Source organism: Streptomyces roseoverticillatus (assembly GCF_000719265.1).
Lineage (GTDB): Bacteria > Actinomycetota > Actinomycetes > Streptomycetales > Streptomycetaceae > Streptomyces > Streptomyces roseoverticillatus.
This window is the reverse complement of the sequence record NZ_JOFL01000004.1, coordinates 172,046-194,843: the sequence shown is the minus strand read 5'-3', so window position 1 is coordinate 194,843 and position 22,798 is coordinate 172,046. Positions and strand designations below refer to the sequence as shown.

Annotated in this window: 19 protein-coding genes and 1 pseudogene; 13 read left to right on the top strand and 7 right to left on the bottom strand. The window is 73.4% G+C overall.

The genetic code is table 11. The annotated features are described in order from the left end of the window. Positions 1-2: 2 nt before the first annotated feature. On the bottom strand, positions 3-1,256 hold the full coding sequence (locus IF61_RS0106115) for an ATP-binding protein (protein ID WP_030365214.1): 1,254 nt from the start codon (positions 1,254-1,256) through the stop codon (positions 3-5). Between the two features lie 76 nt (positions 1,257-1,332). Further along, on the bottom strand, positions 1,333-2,013 hold the full coding sequence (locus IF61_RS0106110) for a response regulator transcription factor (protein ID WP_030365213.1): 681 nt from the start codon (positions 2,011-2,013) through the stop codon (positions 1,333-1,335). Positions 2,014-2,480: 467 nt separating this feature from the next. Between IF61_RS0106110 and IF61_RS0106105 the strand changes: the two genes are divergently transcribed. Beyond that, positions 2,481-4,016, top strand: a complete 1,536-nt coding sequence (locus IF61_RS0106105; RefSeq protein WP_030365212.1) for a peptide MFS transporter — start codon at positions 2,481-2,483, stop codon at positions 4,014-4,016. A 59-nt stretch (positions 4,017-4,075) separates the two neighbouring features. On the opposite strand, the gene IF61_RS37700 is transcribed toward IF61_RS0106105, so the two are convergent. From IF61_RS37700 to IF61_RS0106085, 4 genes are all read right to left on the bottom strand, one after another. Next, a complete protein-coding gene (locus IF61_RS37700) occupies positions 4,076-5,995 on the bottom strand; it encodes a hypothetical protein (RefSeq protein ID WP_052392441.1) in 1,920 nt (639 codons plus the stop codon). 10 nt (positions 5,996-6,005) lie between these two features. After that, entirely contained in the window at positions 6,006-6,809 is an 804-nt protein-coding gene (locus IF61_RS0106095; protein ID WP_030365210.1) for an LPXTG cell wall anchor domain-containing protein, read from the bottom strand. Positions 6,810-6,990: 181 nt separating this feature from the next. After that, the gene (locus IF61_RS0106090) at positions 6,991-7,530 is read right to left on the bottom strand and encodes an ATP-binding protein (protein WP_030365209.1); all 540 of its coding nucleotides are present in this window, start codon (positions 7,528-7,530) and stop codon (positions 6,991-6,993) included. A 234-nt stretch (positions 7,531-7,764) separates the two neighbouring features. Next, positions 7,765-8,139: an STAS domain-containing protein gene (locus tag IF61_RS0106085; protein WP_030365208.1), complete on the bottom strand. Its 375-nt coding sequence runs from the start codon at positions 8,137-8,139 to the stop codon at positions 7,765-7,767. 229 nt (positions 8,140-8,368) lie between these two features. Between IF61_RS0106085 and IF61_RS0106080 the strand changes: the two genes are divergently transcribed. The 10 genes and pseudogenes from IF61_RS0106080 (at position 8,369) to hutI (ending at position 19,857) form a co-directional block, all read left to right on the top strand. Next, positions 8,369-9,289 (top strand): SigB/SigF/SigG family RNA polymerase sigma factor, encoded by a 921-nt coding sequence (locus IF61_RS0106080; RefSeq protein ID WP_030365207.1) that lies wholly within the window; start codon positions 8,369-8,371, stop codon positions 9,287-9,289. Positions 9,290-9,409: 120 nt separating this feature from the next. Beyond that, the gene (locus tag IF61_RS0106075) at positions 9,410-10,585 is read left to right on the top strand and encodes a helix-turn-helix domain-containing protein (protein ID WP_107042982.1); all 1,176 of its coding nucleotides are present in this window, start codon (positions 9,410-9,412) and stop codon (positions 10,583-10,585) included. Between the two features lie 79 nt (positions 10,586-10,664). After that, positions 10,665-10,898, top strand: coding sequence for an H/ACA ribonucleoprotein complex subunit GAR1/NAF1 (locus tag IF61_RS0106070; RefSeq protein WP_030365205.1), 234 nt, complete (start codon positions 10,665-10,667; stop codon positions 10,896-10,898). Positions 10,899-11,028: 130 nt separating this feature from the next. Next, positions 11,029-12,243 carry an NAD(P)/FAD-dependent oxidoreductase gene (locus IF61_RS0106065; protein ID WP_245684421.1) on the top strand — a complete coding sequence of 405 codons (1,215 nt, stop codon included), beginning with the start codon at positions 11,029-11,031 and terminating at the stop codon, positions 12,241-12,243. 40 nt (positions 12,244-12,283) lie between these two features. Further along, positions 12,284-12,532 (top strand): annotated as a pseudogene (locus IF61_RS0106060) ((2Fe-2S)-binding protein); the annotation flags it as partial. Between the two features lie 95 nt (positions 12,533-12,627). Further along, positions 12,628-14,142 carry an FAD-dependent oxidoreductase gene (locus tag IF61_RS0106055; RefSeq protein WP_052392439.1) on the top strand — a complete coding sequence of 505 codons (1,515 nt, stop codon included), beginning with the start codon at positions 12,628-12,630 and terminating at the stop codon, positions 14,140-14,142. A gap of 88 nt (positions 14,143-14,230) precedes the next feature. Next, positions 14,231-15,895: a urocanate hydratase gene (hutU, locus tag IF61_RS0106050; RefSeq protein WP_030365201.1), complete on the top strand. Its 1,665-nt coding sequence runs from the start codon at positions 14,231-14,233 to the stop codon at positions 15,893-15,895. A 194-nt stretch (positions 15,896-16,089) separates the two neighbouring features. Further along, positions 16,090-17,289, top strand: a complete 1,200-nt coding sequence (locus IF61_RS0106045; RefSeq protein WP_030365200.1) for an allantoate amidohydrolase — start codon at positions 16,090-16,092, stop codon at positions 17,287-17,289. Then, entirely contained in the window at positions 17,286-18,626 is a 1,341-nt protein-coding gene (locus tag IF61_RS0106040) for a formimidoylglutamate deiminase (protein WP_107042988.1), read from the top strand. The genes IF61_RS0106045 and IF61_RS0106040 overlap by 4 nt, the downstream gene beginning before the upstream one ends. Before the next feature lie 61 nt (positions 18,627-18,687). Then, complete coding sequence (hutI, locus tag IF61_RS0106035; RefSeq protein ID WP_030365198.1) at positions 18,688-19,857, top strand: imidazolonepropionase; 1,170 nt, start codon at positions 18,688-18,690, stop codon at positions 19,855-19,857. A gap of 27 nt (positions 19,858-19,884) precedes the next feature. Here hutI and IF61_RS0106030 read toward each other — a convergent pair whose 3' ends face one another. Beyond that, on the bottom strand, positions 19,885-20,799 hold the full coding sequence (locus tag IF61_RS0106030; protein ID WP_030365197.1) for an aldo/keto reductase: 915 nt from the start codon (positions 20,797-20,799) through the stop codon (positions 19,885-19,887). Positions 20,800-20,858: 59 nt separating this feature from the next. Between IF61_RS0106030 and IF61_RS0106025 the strand changes: the two genes are divergently transcribed. Both IF61_RS0106025 and IF61_RS0106020 read left to right on the top strand, forming a co-directional pair. Further along, positions 20,859-21,233: a MerR family transcriptional regulator gene (locus IF61_RS0106025; protein WP_030365196.1), complete on the top strand. Its 375-nt coding sequence runs from the start codon at positions 20,859-20,861 to the stop codon at positions 21,231-21,233. A gap of 212 nt (positions 21,234-21,445) precedes the next feature. Next, positions 21,446-22,792 carry a type III PLP-dependent enzyme domain-containing protein gene (locus tag IF61_RS0106020; RefSeq protein WP_030365195.1) on the top strand — a complete coding sequence of 449 codons (1,347 nt, stop codon included), beginning with the start codon at positions 21,446-21,448 and terminating at the stop codon, positions 22,790-22,792. Positions 22,793-22,798: the final 6 nt, after the last annotated feature.

Genomic DNA, 22,798 nt, shown 5'->3' with positions numbered 1-22,798 from the left:
CCCTAGACGCTCACGTCCGGCTCTTCCGTCTCCCGGCTGAGGAAGAGGGCGAAGACCGGCGGGTTCGCCTGGAGGAGTTCCAGGCGGCCGCCGTCCGCCTCCGCGAGGTCCCGCGCGACCGCGAGCCCCAGCCCCGTGGAGTTCCGCCCGCTGACGGTGCGCTCGAAGACCCGCGCCCCGAGGTCCGGCGGCACCCCCGGCCCCTCGTCCGTGACCTCCACGACCGCCTGGTTGCCGGTGACGCGCGTCCGCAGGGCGACCGTGCCGTCGCCGTGCATCAGCGAGTTCTCGATGAGGGTGGCGAGGACCTGGGAGACCGCCCCCGGCGTGCCGACCGCCCGCAGCCCCTGCTTGCCCGAGCGCACGATGGCCCGGCCCTCGCTGCGCGAGGCGGGCCGCCACTCCTCGATCTGCTGCTTGATGACCTCGTCCAGGTCGAAGGTGACGGCCGAGCTGGACTTGGGGTCGCGGGAGTTGGTCAGCAGCCGCTGGACGACGTCGGTCAGCCGCTCGACCTGGGCGAGGGCGATCGTCGCCTCCTCCTTGACCGTCTCCGGCTCGTCGGTGAGCGTGATCTCCTCAAGCCGCATGGACAGCGCCGTCAGGGGCGTCCGCAGCTGGTGCGAGGCGTCCGCGGCCAGCCGCCGCTCGGCGGTGAGCATCCGCGCGATCCGCTCGGCGCTGCTGTCCAGGACGTCGGCGACGCGGTCCAGCTCGGGCACCCCGTAGCGGCGGTGGCGGGGCCTGGGGTCGCCGGAGCCGAGCCGCTCGGCGGTCTCGGCGAGGTCGGTGAGCGGCGCGGTGAGCCGGTTGGCCTGCCGCACGGCCAGGAAGACGGCGGCGACCACGGCGAGCAGGGCCACCGCGAGGATCACCAGCAGCGTGCGGCCGACCTCGCGGCTGACCGTGGAGCGGGACTCCTCGACGCGGACGAGCTCGCCCTGCTCGCCCTTCTGCATGTTGGCGATGACACCGCCCTCGGGGCGGTCGCCGATCTCGATCGGCGCGCGCCCGGGGATCTCGATCCGGGCGTACCGGTCGGCGGTGATCTGCTCGCTGAGGATCCCGGACTCGACCCGCTCGCCCCCGACCAGCCGGCTGTCGACGATGCTGACGAGCCGTACGGCCTCGGACTGCACGCTCTCCTGGGCGCTGCTCTCGATCGTGCGGGTCTCGACGATGACGAGCGAGATGCCGAAGACGGCGATCACGACGAGAACGACGGCGAGCGTGGAATTGATCAGTCGGCGGCGCACGGGTTGCCCTCCGGGCGGGTGGTACGAACACTGGCCCCCGCCGGGCGGACCGGCTCGGCCCGCCCGGCGGCCGGACTCAGCTCTTCTCGAAGCGGAACCCGACGCCCCGCACGGTGGCGATGTAGCGGGGGTTGGCCGCGTCGTCACCGAGCTTCTTGCGCAGCCAGGAGATGTGCATGTCGAGGGTCTTGGTGGAGGACCACCACGTGGTGTCCCAGACCTCGCGCATCAGCTGATCGCGGGTGACCACGCGCCCCGCGTCGCGGACGAGCACCCGCAGCAGGTCGAACTCCTTCGCCGTGAGCTGCAGTTCCTCGTCGCCCATCCAGGCGCGGTGCGACTCGACGTCGATGCGCACGCCGTGCGTGGCGGGCGGCTGCTGATGGGCCTCGACGGTGCCGCGCCGCAGCAGGGCCCGGACGCGGGCCAGCAGTTCGGCGAGACGGAAGGGCTTGGTGACGTAGTCGTCGGCGCCGGCGTCCAGGCCGACGACGGTGTCCACCTCGTCGGCGCGGGCGGTGAGCACCAGGACCGGGAAGCCGTGGCCCTCGGTGCGCAGCCGGCGGCAGACCTCCAGTCCGTCCATGCCGGGCAGCCCGAGGTCGAGGACGAGCAGGTCCACCCCTCCCTTGAGCCCGGCGTCCAGCGCCGTGGGACCGTCTTCTCGCACCTCCACCTCATACCCCTCGCGGCGCAGGGCGCGTGCGAGCGGCTCCGAGATGGACGCGTCATCCTCGGCGAGCAGTACTCGGGTCATGCAGTGATGGTAGTCCGCGCGGGCCCACGTCAGAGGCGTACCGGCGGCTACCCGCGGCAACCCTTGACAGCCCGGTACGGACCTTTGAAGGTGCGCAAACGGTTCCCCGATGCGATGTGATCCGCGTCTCAACTGCTTCCATTTGCGGGCGGGGTGTGACGTATGGTGACCAGACGTCTGTAGCTACAAGGGGGACCTTCGGATCGTATTCGGCGCGCCGAAGGTCTCTGTTGTGCTCAGGGCTGGATACCCCAGCCTTGTTTCACAGTGAATGACCTGGCGGCCGGGTCCGTCGCGCGAAGGTGCGCGGGGACGTGGATCCCGGTGACCGCTGTCCTGCCGCTCTCTTGGAGGAGGGAGCGAACCCCCTGGACGTGGGGGCGGGCAGCGCGGTGACCGGTGCCGGCCAACCCCCACCCGGGCGCGTAGGAGCTGCACCCGCGCGTCCCGAGCACTCAAGGATCGACATGGCGTCCAGCCTGACGAAGGGTGCGGCCGAGCAGGAGAAGACCTCTCCCGTTTCCGGCGGCAAGACCTTCCTCGGCCACCCCCGCGGCCTGGCCCCCCTCTTCATGACGGAGATGTGGGAGCGCTTCAGCTACTACGGCATGCGCGCCCTCCTCGTCGTCTACCTGATCGCCGGCGGCCCGGACGCGAAGCCCGACAGCCAGGGCGGCGGTCTGGCCATGCCCGAGGCGAGCTCGGTGGCCATCTACTCCGTCTACGTGGCGATGGTCTACCTGCTCGCCATGCCCGGCGGCTGGTTCGGCGACCGCGTCTGGGGCCCGCGCAAGACGGTCGCCATCGCGGCGGGCGTCATCATGGCCGGTCACCTGACGCTGGCCGTCCCGGGCAAGCCGACCTTCTTCGCCGGCCTCGCGCTGGTGGCGATCGGTTCGGGCCTGCTGAAGGCCAACATCTCCACGATGGTCGGCCATCTCTACGACGGCCCGCAGGACCCGCGCCGCGACGGCGGCTTCACGATCTTCTACATCGGCGTGAACACCGGCGCCTTCGCCGCGCCGCTCGTCATCGGCACCGTCGGCCAGAAGGTCAACTGGCACCTGGGCTTCGCGATCGCCGCGGTCGGCATGGGTCTCGGCCTGCTCTTCTTCCTGTGGGGCACCCGCCACCTCAGCCCGCAGAGCAGCGTCGTCCCGAAGCCGCTGACGGCCGCCGAGCGCAAGTCGACGCTCATGAAGGCCGCCCTCTGGCTGGCCGTCGCCGTCGCGTTCTACGGCATCGTCGGTGGCACGGGTCACTTCACGCAGAAGTGGGCCACGATCCCGCTCGCGCTGCTCGGCGTCGCCATCCCGATCACGGTCCTGACGCGCATCAAGCGCGACAAGGAGCTGACGGCCGGCGAGCAGACCAAGGTCAGCGGCTACATCTGGTTCTTCGTCGCCGCCGCCGTGTTCTGGATGATCTTCGACCAGGCCGGTTCGACGATGTCGACCTTCGCCGAGAAGAAGACCGCGGACAATGTCTTCGGCATCGACTTCCCGTCGACCTGGTTCCAGTCGGTGAACCCGCTGTGGGTCATGGCCATCGCGCCGGTCTTCGCCTCGATGTGGCTGATGCTGGCCCGCCGTGACCGCGAGCCCACCACCACGGTGAAGTTCTCGATGGCCATGGTCATCATCGGTGCCTCGTTCTTCGTCTTCGCCATCCCGATGGCGATGGCTTCGGACGGCACGAAGGTCACCCCCGCCTGGCTGCTGATGATCTACGGCATCCAGACGATGGGCGAGCTGTGCCTCTCCCCGGTCGGCCTGTCGCTGACCACGAAGATGGCGCCGCAGAAGTACGCGAGCCAGATGATGGGTGTCTGGTTCCTCGCGGTGACCGCGGGTGACTGCACGATGACCCTGCTGACCGAGGCGGGTGTCGACCTCAACGGCACCGGCGTGATCCTCGGACAGGCGGCGGCCGCCACCCTGGCCGGCTTCGCGGTGTGGATGTCCCGCAAGCGGATCGAGGGCCTGATGGGCGACGTCCGCTAAGAGCACCACGCAAGCAGGGCCCCCGGCGCAATGACGCGCCGGGGGCCCTTTGCGTTGACTCAGTCAGGCGGCGGGACGGTGCCGGGAGTGAACCAAGGAAGAGCGGGACTGCCGGCCGTCTCAGGCGCGGCGGGCCGGGGCCGCAACCGATCGACAAGAAGCATCCCCGCCCGAAAGAGCCCCCCGGCCACCACACCCCCCAGCAGCACCCAGAAAAGAACGACTCCCCAGGGCCGGGCAACGTCCCAGGGCTCGGCGACGAGCACCTTCTCCCCGTACGCGAGCGAGACCTCGTAGGGCCCGTGAGCACCGGCAGCGAGCTCGACATCGAAGACGACACGAGCCCGCTGCCCGGCAGCGACGGTCCCGTGCCACTTCCGCTCCTCCCAGGCGGGAGCGAGAACGCCCCGCGCGGTGCCGACGCGGAAAGCGGGGTCCTTGACGTCCCCGGAGCCGAGATTGCCGACGGTCACGACGAGCCGCCGCGTGGGCGGCGCCCCGAACCACGTGAGCAGCCCACTGGAGCCTTCCAGCCGGGCGGCGAGCACGCCCAGCCGGGCGCCGGAGGGCACGGGGGCGACGGGATGCCCGGCGACGGCAAGCGAAACGTCAGCAGCTTGGGCATCACCCATGACAGTGGCGACGTGCACCACACAGGGACAAGGCCGGGGCGGCTCGGCGACGACAAGCTCCCTCCGGAAGCGTCCGTCACTCCCCGTAGTGACCGTCCGCCCGTCCGCATTGGCGCAATCGTTGGTACCCCCCACCATGTTCTGCCCGCACACGAGCAGGGTGAGCAAGGCACCCGGCCTCCACCCCGCACCCTGCACCACGACCGTGCCGCCCTTCCCCGCCTCGGACCGATCCAGGGAGAGCGTGGGACCACCGTCAGCGGAAGCAGTGCCTGCGGACGGCAGGAGGACGAGCAGGGCCAGCAGGAGAACGACCAGGGAGGAGCCGGGGCCGCAGGGGCAGGGTCCTGGACGCTTCCGTGTATTTGTGGCGCCGAGTGCCGGGTGGGTCTGCGCAGGGGCGTGGGGCGCCGTAAATATACGGTCCAGGACCCTGGCCCGGAGGCCCCGGCGCCGGCCCACCACGCGCCGGCCCACGACGCGCCGACCGACGGCGCGCCTCACCAGCACCACCGCGCCGAGAACGCCGAGCACGCCCCCGCCCCCCACCGGCACCACCCACCGCCACGGCGTATAGGACGCCGCACCACTGGCCCGCACCCCGCCCTCCGCCGCGGCAGTGACCCGCACCGTCACGGAGTCCAGCCGCGGCGCGTCCGCCCACCGCTCCACCCGCTGCACGGCGCGCCCCGGCGGCAGGGCTGCCGGGGCGTCACTGACCGTGCGGCGGAGGACCGTACGGAAGATCCCGTCGGCACGGATGGCGAGGCGCGGGGCAAGGACGGTGTTGCCGCGGTTGACGACCGCGTACCGGATGACCGCGCCGCGCCCGTCCGCCGCTCCGCTGACCCGTACGTTCTCGACGGCGAGCGCGGGCAGCGCGGGCGCACCGCTCACCCGTAGCGCGAGGGGCACCCGCACCTCCCGCCCCTCTCCCGTGACGACCACGGCCCCGGAACGGTCGCCGGAGCCGGAACGGTCGCCGGAGCCGGAGCCGTCGCCGGGGACGGTCACCGTCAACGGGACGTCGGCGCGCGTGCGGGCGGGCACCCGTACCTGCCGTTCGGCGAGGGAGATCCAGGGCGCGGATGCCCGGAGGCCGAGGGAGCGCGCGTGGTCCGTGGGGTTGACGAGGGACAGCTTGTCGGTGAGCACCGCGCCGGGCGCGCCCTCCAGGTAGAACGACGTCCGGTCGTCCGGCCCGGGCGCGGCCGTACCGGCGGGGGCCGGCGCGGCGGACCAGGCCGCGGGCCTGTCGTCGGCCGCGGCGCGGGCGACGGTGGCCGCCGGGGCGACGGACGCGCACAGGATCACTGAGGCCAGGGCCGTCAGCAGACGAGGGCGCAAAGCGGCTCCATCAGCGGGCGCCGGCGCGGCGACGGCGGGTCAGCCAGAGCGTGCCGGCGATGCCGGTGAGGAGGACGGTGCCACCGAGGGTGCCGAGGGCGACGGCGGAGTCGGCGGGCCCGGTCTGCGGGAGCTGACCGCCGCCGGTGGAGGAGGACCCGCCCGTGGCGGCGGAACCACCGGTGGAAGACGAGCCCCCCGTAGCGGACCCACCACTAGAGGACCCGCCACTGGAAGAACCAGAGGAACCGGAAGAACCACTGGACGATCCCCCCGAGGAGGAGGCCCCTCCGGACCCCGTCCCGCCGTCCCCCTTGATCTCAAGCGTCAGCGACGGCTTCGGGTTGTTCGTGGGCGTGCAGGTCGTGGTCGTCCCCAGCGCCGAGATGGTCAGCGTGGAGGCGGTGAACGTGACGCTGCCGCTCTTCTTAGGGGTGTACGTCCCGGACAGGTCGCTGATCTTGATCGGCGTGTTGGCGGGGATCGGCTCCGCGTTGGCCGGCCCGGAAACGGCCACCGTGCCGCTGTCCGCACCGCCCAGCTTGATGACGGCGCTCGGCTTCATCGCGCCCTTGCCGAGCTCGATGGGGCTGGAGGAGACGCCCTTTTCGAAGGACATGGTCAGCTTGTACGAACTGCCGTCCGCGACGCCCTTGATGTCGATGGGCGAGACGGCGCTCTTGTCTCCGATGGGAGTCTTGCAGGCGTAGGCGACGTCGACCGTGACGGCGTGCGCGGCCGGGGCGCCGAGCAGGACGGCCCCGCCGGCGAGGGTCACGGCGACTGCGAGTGCGCGGCGTGGGTGGTGGGACACCTCTGGTTCCCCTCTCGTCCGGTGCCGCCGCCGGGAAAACTACTGACGGCACATCAGATCGGGCGCAGACAGTACGCCGGGGACCTTGAGGAAGGAAGAGAACGAAGAAAGAAGCCGTACAAGAAAGCGACGAAAGGGACGGGCGGGACAGCAGAGGGCGGCGGAAGGCGGCGGAAACGACCTAGCCCGGCGCGGCCAGCTCCGCCCACACCGTCTTCCCGGCCCCGCTCTCGTTCCGCACGACCCCCCAGTCCAGGCAGAGCCGCTGCACGATGAACATCCCGTGGCCGCCGGGCCGCCCGGCCCGGTGCGGGGTGCGCGGGGCGGGGGTGCCGGTGCCGAGGTCGACGACCTCCAGGCGCAGCACCTTGCCGGCGCAGCTGACGCGCAGCTCCTCCGGCCCATCGGCGTGCAGGCAGGCGTTGGTGACGAGCTCGGAGACGACGAGGAGGACGTCTTCCGCGGCGGCGCGGTGGTCGGCGCCGGTGGCGGGCAGCCAGCCCCAGTCGTAGAGCGCCTGCCGGGCGAAGTCACGGGACATCGGTACGGCGCCGCTGACGCCGACGAGGTGCAGCCGGCGCACTCCGCCGGGGGGCGCGTACGACGAGGGCGCCTCCGGCGACGGCATACCGGACGGCGTACCGGGCGAGCCGGACGAGGCGGCGCCGTCCGCCCCCGGACCGGGGTCGCCCGGCGGAGGGCACGGCCGGGTGGTGCTCATCAGCGCTTCACCTCACCGATTCACCGATTCAGAACGGAACGTAACGAACGTATGGACGGAACGGACCCGACGGAGCGGATTCAGCAGACTCCTGCCCGACCGATTCGTGAGAACACCCACTTCTTCGGCATGGATCCTGTGATGCATACAACTGCGGGATACGGTTCCAGGCCGGATCCGCGTAACGGTTGAATAACACACAGGAAAGCGCGCGAAGGGCGCGGGCGCCAGGGGTCAGCCGGCGAGTCCGGCGAGCGCTGCGTCGAGCGTCTCGTGCACGGTGAAGACGGCTTCCGCGCCGGTGATCTCGAAGACGCGGGCGACCACGGGCTGCATCGCGGCGAGGTGGATCCCGCCGCCGCCGGCCTCGGCCTGGAGCCGGGCGCCGAGGAGCACGTTGAGACCGGTGGAGTCGCAGAAGTCCAGCCGGGAGCAGTCCAGAACGACCCGGACGCCGCCGTCGGCGATGGCCGCTTCGAGCGGCTCGCGGAGCACATCCGCCGTGTGGTGATCGAGCTCGCCCACCGGCGTCACGATCGCGCTCGCCCTGTCCCGCCGGACGGCTACATTCAGCCGGCCCCTCGCGCTGCCGACCATCCCGCGATCCATGCGCATCCCTTCTCGGTGTGCCTGCGTGGCGCTCCGAGAACACTACGCCTTCCCTACGCCCTCCGGAAGCGGAAGGTCCGGCATTATGCACATATACGGACATCACGCACTTGCGGTGCGAGGGCGAGGGCAGGTAGGGCTAGTAGGACGACATCCACCACGAACGGCTTTGGAGGCGCCGCTCACCGCAGCACGACGCGACGGCATCGGCAGCCATATGCCGAGAATGATGGAGGAGACCATGTCACCCCGGCTCGACGAAACGCATACGGATACGCGTACGGCTACCCGTACGGCGTCGTCGGCACCCCCGCCCCCCGAGTCCCCGGCCGGCTACGACGCCATCGGCGACCTCGGCCCCACGCCCCCCGGCGAACTGGCCCCGCACGACGCCCGGGCCCTGTCCAAGACGCTCTTCGCCCGCCTCGAAGCGCTCGAAGAGGGCACCCACGAATACGCCTACGTACGGAACACCCTGGTCGAGCTGAACCTCGCGCTCGTGCGGTTCGCCGCCGCCAGGTTCCGCACCCGCAGCGAGCCGATGGAGGACATCGTCCAGGTCGGCACGATCGGCCTCATCAAGGCCATCGACCGCTTCGAGCTCAGCCGGGGCGTCGAGTTCCCGACGTTCGCGATGCCGACGATCATCGGTGAGATCAAGCGGTTCTTCCGCGACACCAGCTGGTCCGTGCGCGTGCCGCGCCGGCTCCAGGAGCTCCGCATCGACCTGGCCAAGGCCGGCGACGAACTCGCCCAGACCCTGGACCGCGCCCCCACCGTCGGCGAACTCGCCGAACGCCTGGGCCTGTCCGAGGACGAGGTCGTCGAGGGCATGGCCGCGAGCAACGCCTACTCGGCGAGCTCCCTGGACGCCGCCGCCCAGTCCCAGGACGAGGAGGCCGAGAGCACGCTCGCCGCGCGCATCGGCTACGAGGACCACGACCTGGAGGGCATCGAGTACGTCGCCTCCCTCAAGCCGATGATCGCCGAACTCCCGCACCGGGACCGGAAGATCCTGTCCCTGCGGTTCGTGGCGAACATGACCCAGTCGGAGATCGGCGAGGAACTGGGCATCTCCCAGATGCACGTCTCACGCCTCCTGTCGCGCACGCTGCGTCGCCTCCGGAGAGGCCTGCTCACCGAGGAGTGAGGGTGAGGCCTTCGGCCTCACTCACCATTGCCGCGTGCCGCACGGGAACTGCCGTGCGGCACGCGGCGTTTCGTTGCCCGGATCCGCCACGGGCGGAGGGCGTACGCTCGGTCCATGCCCATGGGTGCCACGATCGGCCAACGGCTCCAGGACGTACGCAAGCGGCGGGGTCTGAGCCAGCGGGAACTCGCTGCTGAGTCCGGTGTATCGCTCTCGCTGATCCGCAAACTCGAACAAGGCGAGCGGAACGACACCCGCTTGGAGACGGCCCGGCAGCTCGCCGTCGCGCTGGGCGTGCCGACCAGCTCCCTCCTCGCGGAACCAGAGGGAAGGGACGAGCTCCCGGCCGTGGACCAGTGGGAGGCCGTGCGGCTGGCCCTCGACTCCGACGGGCCGCCGGGCGGGCCCGAAGAGCCGCCCACGGCCGCCGGAGTCCTCAGCACCCTCGACGCAGCCGTTCCCCTCTTCTCCGGTGACCGGTACGCCGAACTGAGCACGCTGCTGCCGCCACTGATCCGCGACGCCGAGGCGCTGGCCGCGGCGGGCCCCGAGGGGAGGGCGGTGCACGCCCGCGTCCTGCAGCTCACCGGGTGGCTGCTGACCCAGACGCGGCAGTTCGCCGCAGCGCACTCCGCTCTCGACCGGTCCCTGGCCGGCTCGCCGGACGGGCTCCACGGGGCGGCCACTGTGAGCACCCAGTGCTGGCTGCTCCTCCGGCAGGGCCGGCTGGCCGCCGCGCGCGAGCTCGCGAGCAAGTGGGCCGACGAGGTGGAGCCGCGGATGTCCCGTGCCACCGCCGCGGAGCTGAGTGCATGGGGGTGGCTGCTCCTGCGCCTCTCCGCCGCGTCCATCAGGGACAACCGGCCCGGCGAGGCCGAGGACTCCCTGAGGCTGGCGCACGCCGCAGCCGTGGCCATGGGCCGGGAGTTCGCCCCTGACAAGGACTTCCTGCGCGCTTTCGGGCCCGTGACCGTCGCCCTCAAGCGCGCCGAGAACGCAATGATCGCCGACCGGCCGGACGTTGTCCTGCAGCTCGCCGAACGCGTGCCCGTACACGGCATGCGTCCCACGTCCAACAACCGCAACCGCCACCTCTTGGATGTGGCCGAAGCCCATGTGCGCTCACGTCAGTACGCGGAGGCGGTCGATGTCCTCCAGGGCATCCGGACGGCGGCACCCCAGTGGCTGCCCAACCAGCGCTACGCACACGACATCCTCGGCCGTGTGATCAGCCGGAGGCGGACCCTCACGCCCGGCATGCGGTCCCTGGCCGACGCGATCGGCGTCCCCATGTGACGCACAGTGGCACTTCTCCCGGCCGTCGCCGCAGAGTGCCATTGCCGGGCAAAACGCCTGGTCCTTAACGTCATGTGCCATGCAGACGAACGAAGAAGCAGCGGTGCCCGCAGTGGGCTCGATGGTGCTGGACAGGCGACGTGACCGTGTCGGGGAGGTGATGGACGCGACGCCGTCGTGGGTGTACCTGCGTGCGTTCGGCGGAGGGCGGGAGTGGGTCACGGCCCTTGAGGACGTGGAGCCCGTCGGCGTCGCGGAGCGGCTGCGGGCCCGCGTGGCCGAGGTGAATGCCGAGCGGCGGCGGCAGCCCTGACGAGAGCCCTCGAAACAAGAGGGGCACTGCACGAACATGGGGCGGCCTTACCGCGCCAGGGGTGTTGACCCGCCCGCCGCGGGGCGAATAGCGTCGCGGCGGCCTCTGGGGGAACGGCGGTGCGACTGGCGTGCGCGTTCTGCGGAAAGAGCGGGAATACATAAACGGCGCGGCCGACGCCGACGTCGTCGTGGTCGGCAGCGGCATCGTCGGCGCGGCGTGCGCCGAGTCGCTGACGCGGCGCGGGGCACAAGTACTTGTGCTCGACCGGGGCCCGCTGGCCGCCGGGACGACCGCGTGCGGCGAGGGCAACCTCCTCGTCTCCGGCCGGGCCCCGGGCCCCGGACTGGCCCTCGCCCAGGCCTCCCTGCGCCGCTGGCCCCGGCTCCTCGCCGCGCTCCGCGAGGAGCTCGGTCCGGGGCGGGCGGAGTGCGAGTACGAGGCGAAGGGCGGCCTCGTGGTCGCCACCGACGACCCGTCCGGCATCGCGCTGCGCGCGTTCGCCGCGGCCCAGCGCGCCGCGGGCGTGGACGCGCGGGAGCTCGCGCAGGGCGAGGCGGCCGCGTACGAGCCGCATCTGACGCCCGGCGTGCGCGCCGCCGTGCACTATCCGGAGGACGCGCAGCTGCAGCCGGTCCTGGCGGCCACGTCGCTGCTGGCCGCCGTGCGGGCGCGGGGCGGCCGGATCCGTACCGACGTGGAGGTGACCGGTGTGGAGACCGGCCGGGACGGGCAGCGGATCGTGGGCGTACGGACGTCGGAGGGCCGCGTTCCGTGCGGCGCGGTCGTCAACGCCTGCGGCCCGTGGGCCGGGCAGTTCGCCGCGGCCGCCGGCGCGCCCCTGCCCGTCCTGCCCCGTCAGGGCACCGTTCTTGTCACGGCGCCGCTCCCGCACGGCACGGTGCGGCACAAGGTGTACGACGCCGGCTACGTGCGCGCCGTCGGCAACGCGGACGCGGCGCTGCAGGTGGCGGCCGTCGTCGAGGCGACGCAGGCCGGGACGGTCCTGATCGGCTCCAGCCGCCGCGCCGGCTTCGACGCGACGCTGCGCGCCGACGTGCTGCGCGCGCTGGCCCGCGGGGCGGCGCGCCTCTTCCCCGTGCTCGGCGGCGTGCCCGTCATGCGGGCGTACGGCGGCTTCCGCCCGTACACCCCCGATCACCTGCCGGTCGTCGGCGAGGACCCGCGCCGCCCCGGCCTGTGGCACGCGACCGGTCACGAGGGCGCCGGCATCGGCCTGGCCGCCGCCACCGGGGAGCTGCTCGCCGAGCTGTGGGCGGGTGAGCCGCCGCATGTGGACCCGGAGCCGTTCCGGGCCGGCCGCTTCGCATCCGCGGCCTTCTGACACTCCCCTGCACATCCCCCGGCATCCGGAAGGAGAACGGATGGCACTGATGACGGTGTACGTCGACGGCGAGCGGCACCGCGCCCTGCCCGGCCAGACCGTGGCGGCCCTGCTGCTGGCGACGGGCCGCCGGTCCTGGCGCACCACCCGCCTCGGCGGCCGCCCGCGCGGCGTCTTCTGCGGCGTCGGCGTCTGCTACGACTGCTTGCTCGTCGTCAACGGCCTCCCGGACGTCCGGGCCTGCCTGCGTGAACTGCGCGACGGCGACCGGGTGGAGACCCTGCGCGGTGCCCGCCTGCCCGCGGGCACGGAGACCGTACGGCCCGTGCGCGACACGGGTGAGAAGGACGGAGTGGATGAGGCGGACGAGGCGGACGAGGTCGCATGAGCGGCCCCTCCCTCATACCTTCTCCCCTCGTGGTCGTGGTCGGCGCCGGCCCCGCCGGCTCGCGGGCCGCACTGAGCGCCGCCCGGTGCGGGGCGCGCGTCGTGCTCGTCGACAGCTCGGAGCGCGTCGGCGGCCGGTACGGGCGGCGGCCCGCCGCCGTCACCGACGGAGAGGTCACCTCCGTCACCCACCCGCTGGAGGTGGCCGTCGCCGTCCAGCACCGTATCGAGCACCTGGCCGGCGCCACCGTCTGGGCGCTGGAGCCCGGCCCGGCGCCCGGCCGGCACCTCGTCCACCTGCAGCAGGGCCCCGCGGACGACCGCGGCCGCCCCGTGCGCACGCTCACGGCCGACGCGCTCGTCCTGTGCACCGGCGCCTTCGACCGCACGCTGCCGTTCCCCGGCTGGGAGCTGCCGGGCGTGGTCACAGCGGGCGCGGCGCAGGCGCTCGCCGAGGGGCAGCGGACGGCCGTCGGCGCCCGGGCGGTGGTGTCGGGGACCGGCCCGTTCCTGCTGCCGGTGGCGCTGTCCCTGCTGGACGTCGGGGCGCACGTCCTGGGCGTGTACGAGGCGGGGAACCCGGCGCGCTGGCTGCGCAGCCCCGCCGCCGCCCTGCGCGACGGCGGCCCCGGCAGGCTCGCGGAGCTCGGTTCGTACGCCGCCGGGCTGGCCCGCGGGCGCGTCCCGTACCGGACGCGGCACGCGGTCGTCGCCGCGCACGGCCGGGACCGCGTCGAGGCCGTCACCGTCGCCCGCCTGGACGCCGGCTGGCATCCGGTCCCGGGCAGCGAGCAGCGCCTGGCGCCGGTGGACGCGGTGTGCGTCGGCTACGGGTTCACGCCGCAGCTGGAGCTGCCGCTGGCGGCGGGGTGCGCCGTGCGCGACGGGCACGTGGTCATCGACGGGCGGCAGGCGACGACCGTACCGGGCGTGTACGCGGCCGGTGAGCTCACCGGGATCGCGGGCGCGCCGGCCGCCGCGGCGGAGGGCGAGCTGGCGGGTCTGTCGGCGGTGGCGGACCTGGCCGAGCGCCAATGGGTGGCCGCAGCCGGAGGAACGGCCCCCGGCGCGGGCCTCACGCCCCCGCCTCCGGCCCGCCTCGCGGCCGTCGCCGCGCGGGTCCGCTCCGGGCAGCGGTTCGGGCAGGCGCTCGCGCGGGCGCACCCCGTGCCGGGCGGCTGGCGCGGCTGGCTGCGCGAGGACACGCTGGTGTGCCGGTGCGAGGAGGTGTCGTACGGGGAGCTGCGGGACGCTGTCGTAGCGCGCGGCGCGGACGGGATGCGGGCGCTGAAGCTGGCGTGCCGCGCCGGGCTGGGCGCCTGCCAGGGGCGGGTGTGCGGGCGGAACACGGCCGAGCTCGCCGCGGCGTTCCTGGGCGCCCCCGTCGCCGATCCGCATGCGATGGACCGGAGGCCGCTGGCCCATCCGGTGCGGCTCGGGGACCTCGCGGGGCCGCCGGACGGGGCCGGGGATGTGACGTCCGATCCACCGGTTTCGCCCGACACCCGTTGACTAGAGCTATTCAGCCACCCAAGATGTGCAGTGTTCTATTCAGAGCAGGGCAGAGCAGCGAGAGCAGCCGCCAGGGAGGCAGGGCCCCATGTCCGGACCGCGACCCGTACGAGCGCCGCGAGGCAATCAGCTGAGCACGCCGGGGTGGCAGCAGGAAGCCGCCCTGCGCATGCTGCAGAACAACCTCGACCCCGAGGTGGCCGAGCACCCGGACAAGCTCGTCGTCTACGGCGGCACGGGCAAGGCCGCCCGCGACTGGCGCTCGTTCGACGCCATGGTCCGCACGCTGCAGACGCTCAAGCAGGACGAGACGATGCTCGTCCAGTCCGGCCGGCCGGTCGGCGTCATGCAGACCCACGAGTGGGCGCCGCGCGTCCTGCTCGCCAACTCCAACCTCGTCGGCGACTGGGCCAACTGGGAGGAGTTCCGCCGCCTGGAGCACCTCGGCCTCACCATGTACGGCCAGATGACCGCCGGCTCGTGGATCTACATCGGCACGCAGGGCATCCTGCAGGGCACGTACGAGACCTTCTCCGCCGTCGCCGCGAAGAAGTTCGGCGGCACGCTCGCCGGGACGATCACCCTGACGGCCGGCCTCGGCGGCATGGGCGGCGCCCAGCCGCTCGCCGTCACCATGAACGACGGCGTCGCCATCTGCATCGACTGCGACCCGCGCGCGATCGAGCGCCGCATCGAGCACCGCTACCTCGACGTGAAGGCCGACTCACTCGACCACGCGCTGCAGCTCGCCGTCGAGGCGCGCGACGCCCGCCGCCCGCTGTCCATCGGCGTCCTCGGCAACGCCGCCGAGCTCGTCCCGCAGCTGCTCGCGATGAACGCGCCCATCGACATCGTGACGGACCAGACCTCCGCCCACGACCCGCTCGCCTACCTGCCCGTCGGCGTCTCCTTCGACGAGATGGCCACGTACGCGGCCGAGAAGCCCGCGGACTTCACGACCCGGGCGCGCGAGTCCATGGCCCGGCACGTCGAGGCCATGGTCGGCTTCCAGGACGCCGGCGCCGAGGTCTTCGACTACGGCAACTCCATCCGCGGCGAGGCCCGGCTCGCGGGCTACACCCGCGCCTTCGACTTCCCCGGCTTCGTGCCCGCCTACATCCGGCCCCTCTTCTGCGAGGGCAAGGGCCCCTTCCGCTGGGCGGCCCTCTCCGGCGACCCCAAGGACATCGCGGCCACCGACCGCGCGATCCTCGACCTCTTCCCCGAGAACGAGTCCCTGGCCCGCTGGATCAAGATGGCCGGCGAGCGCGTCCACTTCCAGGGCCTCCCGGCGCGCATCTGCTGGCTCGGCTACGGGGAGCGGGACCGCGCGGGCGAGCGCTTCAACGACATGGTGGCGAGCGGCGAGCTGTCCGCGCCGGTCGTCATCGGCCGCGACCACCTCGACTGCGGGTCCGTGGCCTCGCCGTACCGCGAGACGGAGGCCATGCTGGACGGCTCCGACGCGATCGCGGACTGGCCCCTGCTCAACGCCATGGTCAACGTGGCCTCCGGCGCGTCCTGGGTCTCCATCCACCACGGCGGCGGCGTCGGCATGGGCCGCTCCATCCACGCGGGCCAGGTGACGGTGGCCGACGGCACGGCGCTGGCCGGCGAGAAGATCCGCCGCGTCCTGACGAACGACCCGGGGATGGGCGTCATCCGGCACGTCGACGCGGGGTACGACATCGCGGAGTCGGTCGCGTCCGAGCGGGGCGTCCGCGTCCCGATGCGGGAGGGTGATTCGGCGTGAGCGAGCCCGATCCGGTTGTGGGCAGTCGTTCCGCCGGGGCGGAACGGGTGGGCACAACCGCACCCGCAGCCGGCGACGGCGCGTCCGCCCCACCGGAGGCATCCGAGTCGGGTGCGGGCCGGTGGACGGGTCGTGCCCACCCGTTCCGCCCTGCGGAACGACTGCCCACGACCAGTGGGGCGAGCTTCCACGAGATGTGGGCCGATCTGCGCCCTATCGGCCGTGACAAAGACACCGGCGGCTACCGCCGCCTCGCCTGGACCGGCGCCGACACCGACTGCCGCGCCTGGTTCCGCACCCAGGCGGAAGCCAGGGGGCTCGCCTACGAGGTCGACCGGAACGGCAACCAGTGGGCCTGGCTCGGCGACCCCGACGCCGGGGACGCCGTCGTCACCGGATCGCACCTGGACTCCGTCCCGGACGGCGGCGCCTTCGACGGCCCGCTCGGCGTCGTCTCGTCGTTCGCCGCCCTCGACGAGCTCCGCGGCCGCGGCGCGCAGCCGTCCCGCCCCCTCGCGATCGTCAACTTCGGCGACGAGGAGGGGGCCCGCTTCGGCCTGGCCTGCGTGGGCTCGCGCCTGACCGCCGGCCGGCTCTCCATCGAGGCGGCTCACGCCCTCCGGGACGCCGAGGGGCTCTCCCTCGCGCAGGCCATGGAGCGCGCGGGCTACGACCCGGAGGCCATCGGCCCGGATCCCGATCGCCTCGCCCGCATCGGCGCCTTCGTCGAGCTGCACGTCGAGCAGGGCCGCGCCCTGGACCTGTCGGACCACGCCGTCGGCATCGCCTCCGCCATCTGGCCGCACGGCCGCTGGCGGTTCGACTTCCACGGCGAGGCCAACCACGCCGGCACGACCCGCATCGAGGACCGCCGGGACCCGATGCTGACCTACGCCAACACCGTCCTCGCCGCCCGCAAGAAGGCACGGCTGGCCGGTGCCCTGGCCACCTTCGGGAAGGTCAGCGTCGAGCCGAACGGCGTGAACGCGATCCCCTCCCTCGTGCGCGGCTGGCTGGACTCGCGCGCCGCTGACCAGCAGACCCTCGACCTCGTGGTCGCCGAGATCGAGAAGGCGGCCGTGGAGCGCGGCGAGCGCGACGGCATCGACGTGCGGATCACGCGGGAGTCGTTCACGCCCGTCATCGAGTTCGAGCACGCCCTGCGCGACGAGCTCGCCCGCATCCTGGGCGAGGGCGGCGGCAGCGTCCCCGTCCTCGGTACGGGGGCGGGACACGACGCCGGAATCCTCTCCGGAGCCGTCCCCACCGCCATGCTGTTCGTACGCAACCCCACAGGCGTCTCCCACTCACCCGCCGAAACGGCCTCCGAGGACGACTGCCTGGCCGGGGTGACCGCACTCGCCGACGTACTGGAGGGCCTGGCGTGTCGCTGACGGCACAGACCTACTGGGCGGAGCACGCCCTTCTCGACACCGGCGTCGAGCCGGGCGTGGTCATCGAGACCGCTGGGGACGGCCGGATCACGGCCGTCCGCGGCGGGACCCCGGCCCCGCCGCCCGGGGCGGTGTCCCTGCGCGGGCTCACCATGCCCGGCCTCGCCAACGCCCACAGCCACGCCTTCCACCGGGCCCTGCGCGGGGCCACCCAGGCGGGCGAGGGCACGTTCTGGACCTGGCGCCAGGTCATGTACCGCACCGCCGACCGCCTGACCCCCGACAACTACTTCGCGCTCGCCCGTGCGGCCTACGCCGAGATGGCGCTCGCCGGCATCACTTCCGTCGGTGAGTTCCACTACGTGCACCACCTCGCCGGCGGCGCCCGCTACGACAACCCCAACGCCATGGGCGAGGCCCTGACCGCGGCCGCCGCCGAGGCCGGCATCCGCATCACCCTCCTCGACACCTGCTACCTCTCCTCCGGCTTCGGCGCCGAGCCCGACAAGCACCAGCGCCGCTTCAGCGACGGCACCGCCGAGCGCTGGGCCGAGCGCGTCTCCGCCCTCAAGGGCGACGGCAACACGCGGATCGGCGCGGCGATCCACTCCGTGCGGGCGGTGCCCGCGGAGCAGCTGGGCACGGTGGCAGCGTGGGCGCAGGAGCGCGACGCGCCGCTGCACGTGCACCTGTCCGAGCAGACCGCCGAGAACGACGCCTGCGTGGAGGCGCACGGCTTCACGCCCACCGCTCTCCTCGCCCACCACGGCGTGCTCGGTCCGCGCACGACCGCCGTGCACGCCACGCACCTCACCCCGGGCGACATCCGTCTCCTCGGCCACTCGGGCACCGGCGTGTGCATGTGCCCCACCACCGAGCGCGACCTGGCCGACGGCACCGGCCCCGCGCCGGCCCTTCAGGAGGCGGGCTCCCCGCTCTCCCTCGGCAGCGACAGCCACGCCGTCATCGACCTGTTCGAGGAGGCGCGGGCCATGGAGCTGAACGAGCGGCTGCACAGCCGCACCCGCGGCCACTGGAGCGCGACCGCCCTGCTGCGCGCCGCGAGCGCCGACGGCCACTCCGCCCTCGGCTGGGACGACGCCGGCCGCATCTCCGCCGGCGCGCTCGCCGACTTCACGACCGTCGCCCTGGACTCCGTGCGCACCGCGGGCCCGCCGCCCGCGCTCGGCGCCGAGACGGCCGTGTTCGCGGCGACCAACGCGGACGTCCGGGACACCGTCGTCGGCGGCCGGCACATCGTCCGCGACGGGAACCACCAGCTCGTCGCCGACGTGCCGGTGGAACTGGCACGGACGATCGCCGCCCTGCGCGACTAGGGCCCGGCGCCGGCGGCCGAGGCCCGACACCACAGCAACCACAGAGGAGTGCCGCACACCCATGGCGACGACGGTCATCACCAACATCAGCAGTCTCGTCACGAACGACCCCTCCCTCGGCGAAGGCCCCCTCGGCACGGTCCAGGACGCGGCGGTCGTCATCGACGGCGACCGCGTCGTCTGGGTCGGCACGTCCAGCAAAGCACCCGCCACTGACAACCGCGTCGACGCCGAGGGCCGGGCGGCCCTGCCCGGCTTCGTCGACTCCCACTCCCACCTGGTCTTCGCGGGCGACCGGACCGCCGAGTTCAACGCCCGCATGTCCGGCCGGAGCTACAGCGCCGGCGGCATCCGCACCACCGTCGCGGCCACGCGCGCCGCGAGCGACGAGGCGCTGGACGCCAACGTGCGCCGCTACGTGCGCGAGGCCCTGCGCCAGGGCACCACGGTCCTGGAGACCAAGTCCGGCTACGGCCTCACCGTCGAGGACGAGGCCCGCGCGCTGCGCATCGCCGCGGCCCACACCGACGAGGTCACCTACCTCGGCGCCCACATCGTCTCCCCCGACTACGCGGACGACCCGGCCGCGTACGTGGACCTGGTCACCGGGCCGATGCTCGACGCCTGCGCGCCGCACGCCCGCTGGGTCGACGTGTTCTGCGAGCAGGGCGCGTTCGACGGCGACCAGGCCCGCACGATCCTCAAGGCCGGTGCCGCCCGGGGCCTGACCCCGCGCGTGCACGCCAACCAGCTGTCCTACGGGCCCGGCGTCCAGCTGGCCGTCGAGCTCGGCGCGGCCTCGGCCGACCACTGCACCCACCTGACCGACGCGGACGTGGACGCCCTGGCGAGCGGCACGACCGTCGCGACGCTCCTGCCCGGCGCGGAGTTCTCGACGCGCGCCCAGTGGCCGGACGCGCGCCGCCTCCTGGACGCGGGGGCGACGGTCGCCCTGTCCACCGACTGCAACCCGGGCTCGTCGTTCACCAGCTCCATGCCGTTCTGCATCGCCCTGGCCGTGCGGGACATGGGGATGACGCCGGACGAGGCCGTCCGGTCCGCGACGGCGGGCGGCGCGGCGGCCCTGCGCCGTACGGACGTGGGCCGCATCGCCCCGGGCACGCGGGCCGACCTCGCCCTCCTCGACGCCCCGTCGCACGTCCACCTGGCGTACCGCCCGGGCGTGCCGCTGGTCTCGGCGGTCTGGCGCGCGGGCGTGCGGGAAGCCTGAGGCGGGCTCCCGCCGCCGCCGGCGCGCTCAGGCCTGCCGGCCGATCGCGTCCAGCCGCTCGTACTGGGCGTCCGTCAGCCGGACACCCAGCGCGCCGGTGTTCTCCTCCAGGTGCGCGAGCGACCGCGTGCCGGGGAGGGGGACGAGCGTGGGCGAGCGGTGCAGCAGCCAGGCGAGCGCCGTCTGCGCGGGCGTCGCACCGACCTCGCGCGCCACTTCCGCGACCGGTCCGCCCGGGGCGGCGTGCGCGCCCACGGCGACCGGGAAGTAGGCGAAGAAGGTGATGTCGTGCGCGGCGGCGTAGTCGACGACGTCGTCGTGGCCGCGCTCGGAGAGGTTGTACACGTTCTGCACGGAGGCGACGGGGGCGATCTCCTGCGCCGCCCGCAGCTCATCGACGGTCACCTCGGACAGGCCGATGTGCCGCACCTTGCCCTCGTCCTGCAGCTGCCGGAGCGCGCCGAGCTGGTCGGCGAGCGGGTAGGCGGGGTCAATGCGGTGCAGCTGGAGGAGGTCCAGGCGCTCCACGCGCAGCCGTCGCAGCGCCAGTTCGGCCTGCTGGCGGAGGTAGGCGGGGTGACCGTGCGTCACCCACTCGGCAGGGCTGGGCCGTACGACGCCGGCCTTGGTGGCGACCGTGACGCCGTCGTACGGGTGCAGGGCCTCCGCGATGAGCTCCTCGCTCTCGCCGAGCGAGTAGGCGTCCGCGGTGTCGATGAGGCCGACGCCGAGCTCGACCGCGCGCCGCAGCAGGGCGACGGCACTGCCGCGGTCCTCGGGCGCGCGCCAGATGGGCGCCTGCATCGGGTCGGTGAGCCCGGCGGGGGTCTCGGCCAGCCGCATCGCGCCGTAGCCGATGCGGGTGACGGGCAGGTCGCCGCCGATGCTGTGGACGGGCGGGAAGGCGGGGGAAGAAGCGGGGGCTGCCGCGGTGTTCGTCATGACCGCAACGCTAAATTCTCACATCCGTGTGAGATTCAACCCCGTGTGAGGCAGCTCATATGAAGATCGGTGATCTGGCGCGCGAGACCGGAGTGAGCGTGCGGCTGCTGCGCTACTACGAGGAGCAGGGCCTGCTGGACTCCCGCCGCCTGCCCAGCGGCCACCGGCGCTACGGGCAGGACGCGCCGGAGACGGTCCGCCGCATCCGCGTCCTGCTGGCGGCGGGCCTGCCCACGCGCGTCATCCGGGACGTACTGCCGTGCGTACGGGGCGCGGGCGAGGCGGAGTTCGACCCATGCGTCGCCCTGCACCTGCGCGAGCAGCTGCAGGGGCTCGACGCGCGCATCGGGGAGCTGCAGGAGACGCGGGCGGCACTGGCCGGCCTGCTCACCGCGACGGAAGGGGCCGCGGCCGTGTCCACGGCTGCGGCGTGAGCCCGCACGCCCATCGACCGGCACCGATGAGCCGGTCGAAGGCGTCGTGCGGCGCGGGCGCGCCGGCCGCCCCGGGCGGCACCCAAGGCGCCGGCTCGTCCCGCATCCGGGCCGGTCCGGTTCGCACCCCGGCCCGCCCCTCAGGCCCATCGTGTGCGGAAACCGCCCGCAGCGCATGCGATTTTCGCGGTCCCGTGTGGTGGAGTAGCTCCATGTCGTCCAGTGCCGTGCCCCTCGGCACCGTGGTGCGGGCCGCGGTCCGGCAAGGGCTGCTGCCCGCATGGGCGCCCGTGGCCGGGCTGCTCGACGTGCAGGGGATCCGTACGGCCGCGGCGGCGCTGCGGAAGGCCTTCGAGGAGGCCGGGGCGCCGCGCGGCACGACCCTGCACGCGTTCGCCGTGAAGGCCGCGTCCCTGGTGCCCGTGCTGCGCCTGCTCGCCGCGGAGGGGCTGGGCGCCGAGGTGGCCAGCCCCGGGGAGCTCGCCCTGGCGCGGGCGGCGGGAGTGGCGCCCGGGCGGATCGTCCTGGACTCCCCCGTGAAGACCGTCCCGGAGCTGCGTGAGGCCCTCGCCCTGGGCGTCGCGGTCAACGCCGACAGCCGCGAGGAGCTCGCCCGCCTGGACGGGCTGCTGCGGGACGCCGTCCGGCCGCCCCGCTCCCCGCTCGGCGTCCGCGTCAACCCCCAGGTGGGCGGCGGCAGCATCGACGCGCTGAGCACCGCCACGGACACGTCGAAGTTCGGAGTGGCGCTCCGGGACGACGGGGCGCGCGCCTGGCTCGTCCGCGCCTTCGCCGAGCGCCCGTGGCTCACCCGGCTGCACGCCCACGTGGGCTCCCAGGGCTGCCCCCTGGAGCTGATGGCGGCGGGCGTACGGGCCGCGTACGAACTGGCGGAGGAGATCAACCGGACGGTGGGGCGCCGGCAGGTGACCACGCTGGACATCGGCGGCGGGCTGCCCGTGAACTTCGCGTCGGACGACGTGACCCCGACCTTCCGCGCCTACGCCCGCCTGCTCGCGGACGCCGCCCCCGGCCTGTTCGACGGGCGCTACGGGCTGGTGACGGAGTTCGGCCGCTCCCTGCTGGCGAAGAGCGGCCTGGTGCTGGCGCGCGTGGAGTACACGAAGACCGCGGGCGGGCGGCGGATCGCCGTGACGCACGCGGGCGCGCAGGTGGCCACCCGCACGGTGTTCGCGCCCGTGTCCTGGCCGCTGCGGGTCGCGGTCTTCGACGCGCAGGGGCGGCCGAAGACCGGGCCGCCGGTGGACCAGGACATCGCGGGCCCGTGCTGCTTCGCCGGTGACGTCGTCGCGGCGGGCAGGTCCCTGCCGCTGCTGGAGGCGGGCGACCACGTGGCGCTCCTCGACACCGGCGCGTACTACTTCTCGAACCACTTCGCGTACAACACTCTGCCCCGCCCCGGGGTTTACGGGTACGCGCGCGCAGAAGGGGAGAGTGACGGTGTGCGGTTCGCGACCGTGCGGGCCCCGCAGAGCCTCAGCGAGCTCGTCGCCGAGAGCGGCGGCGCCTACGCGGCGGAGCTCACCGCCCTTCGCTGACCGCGA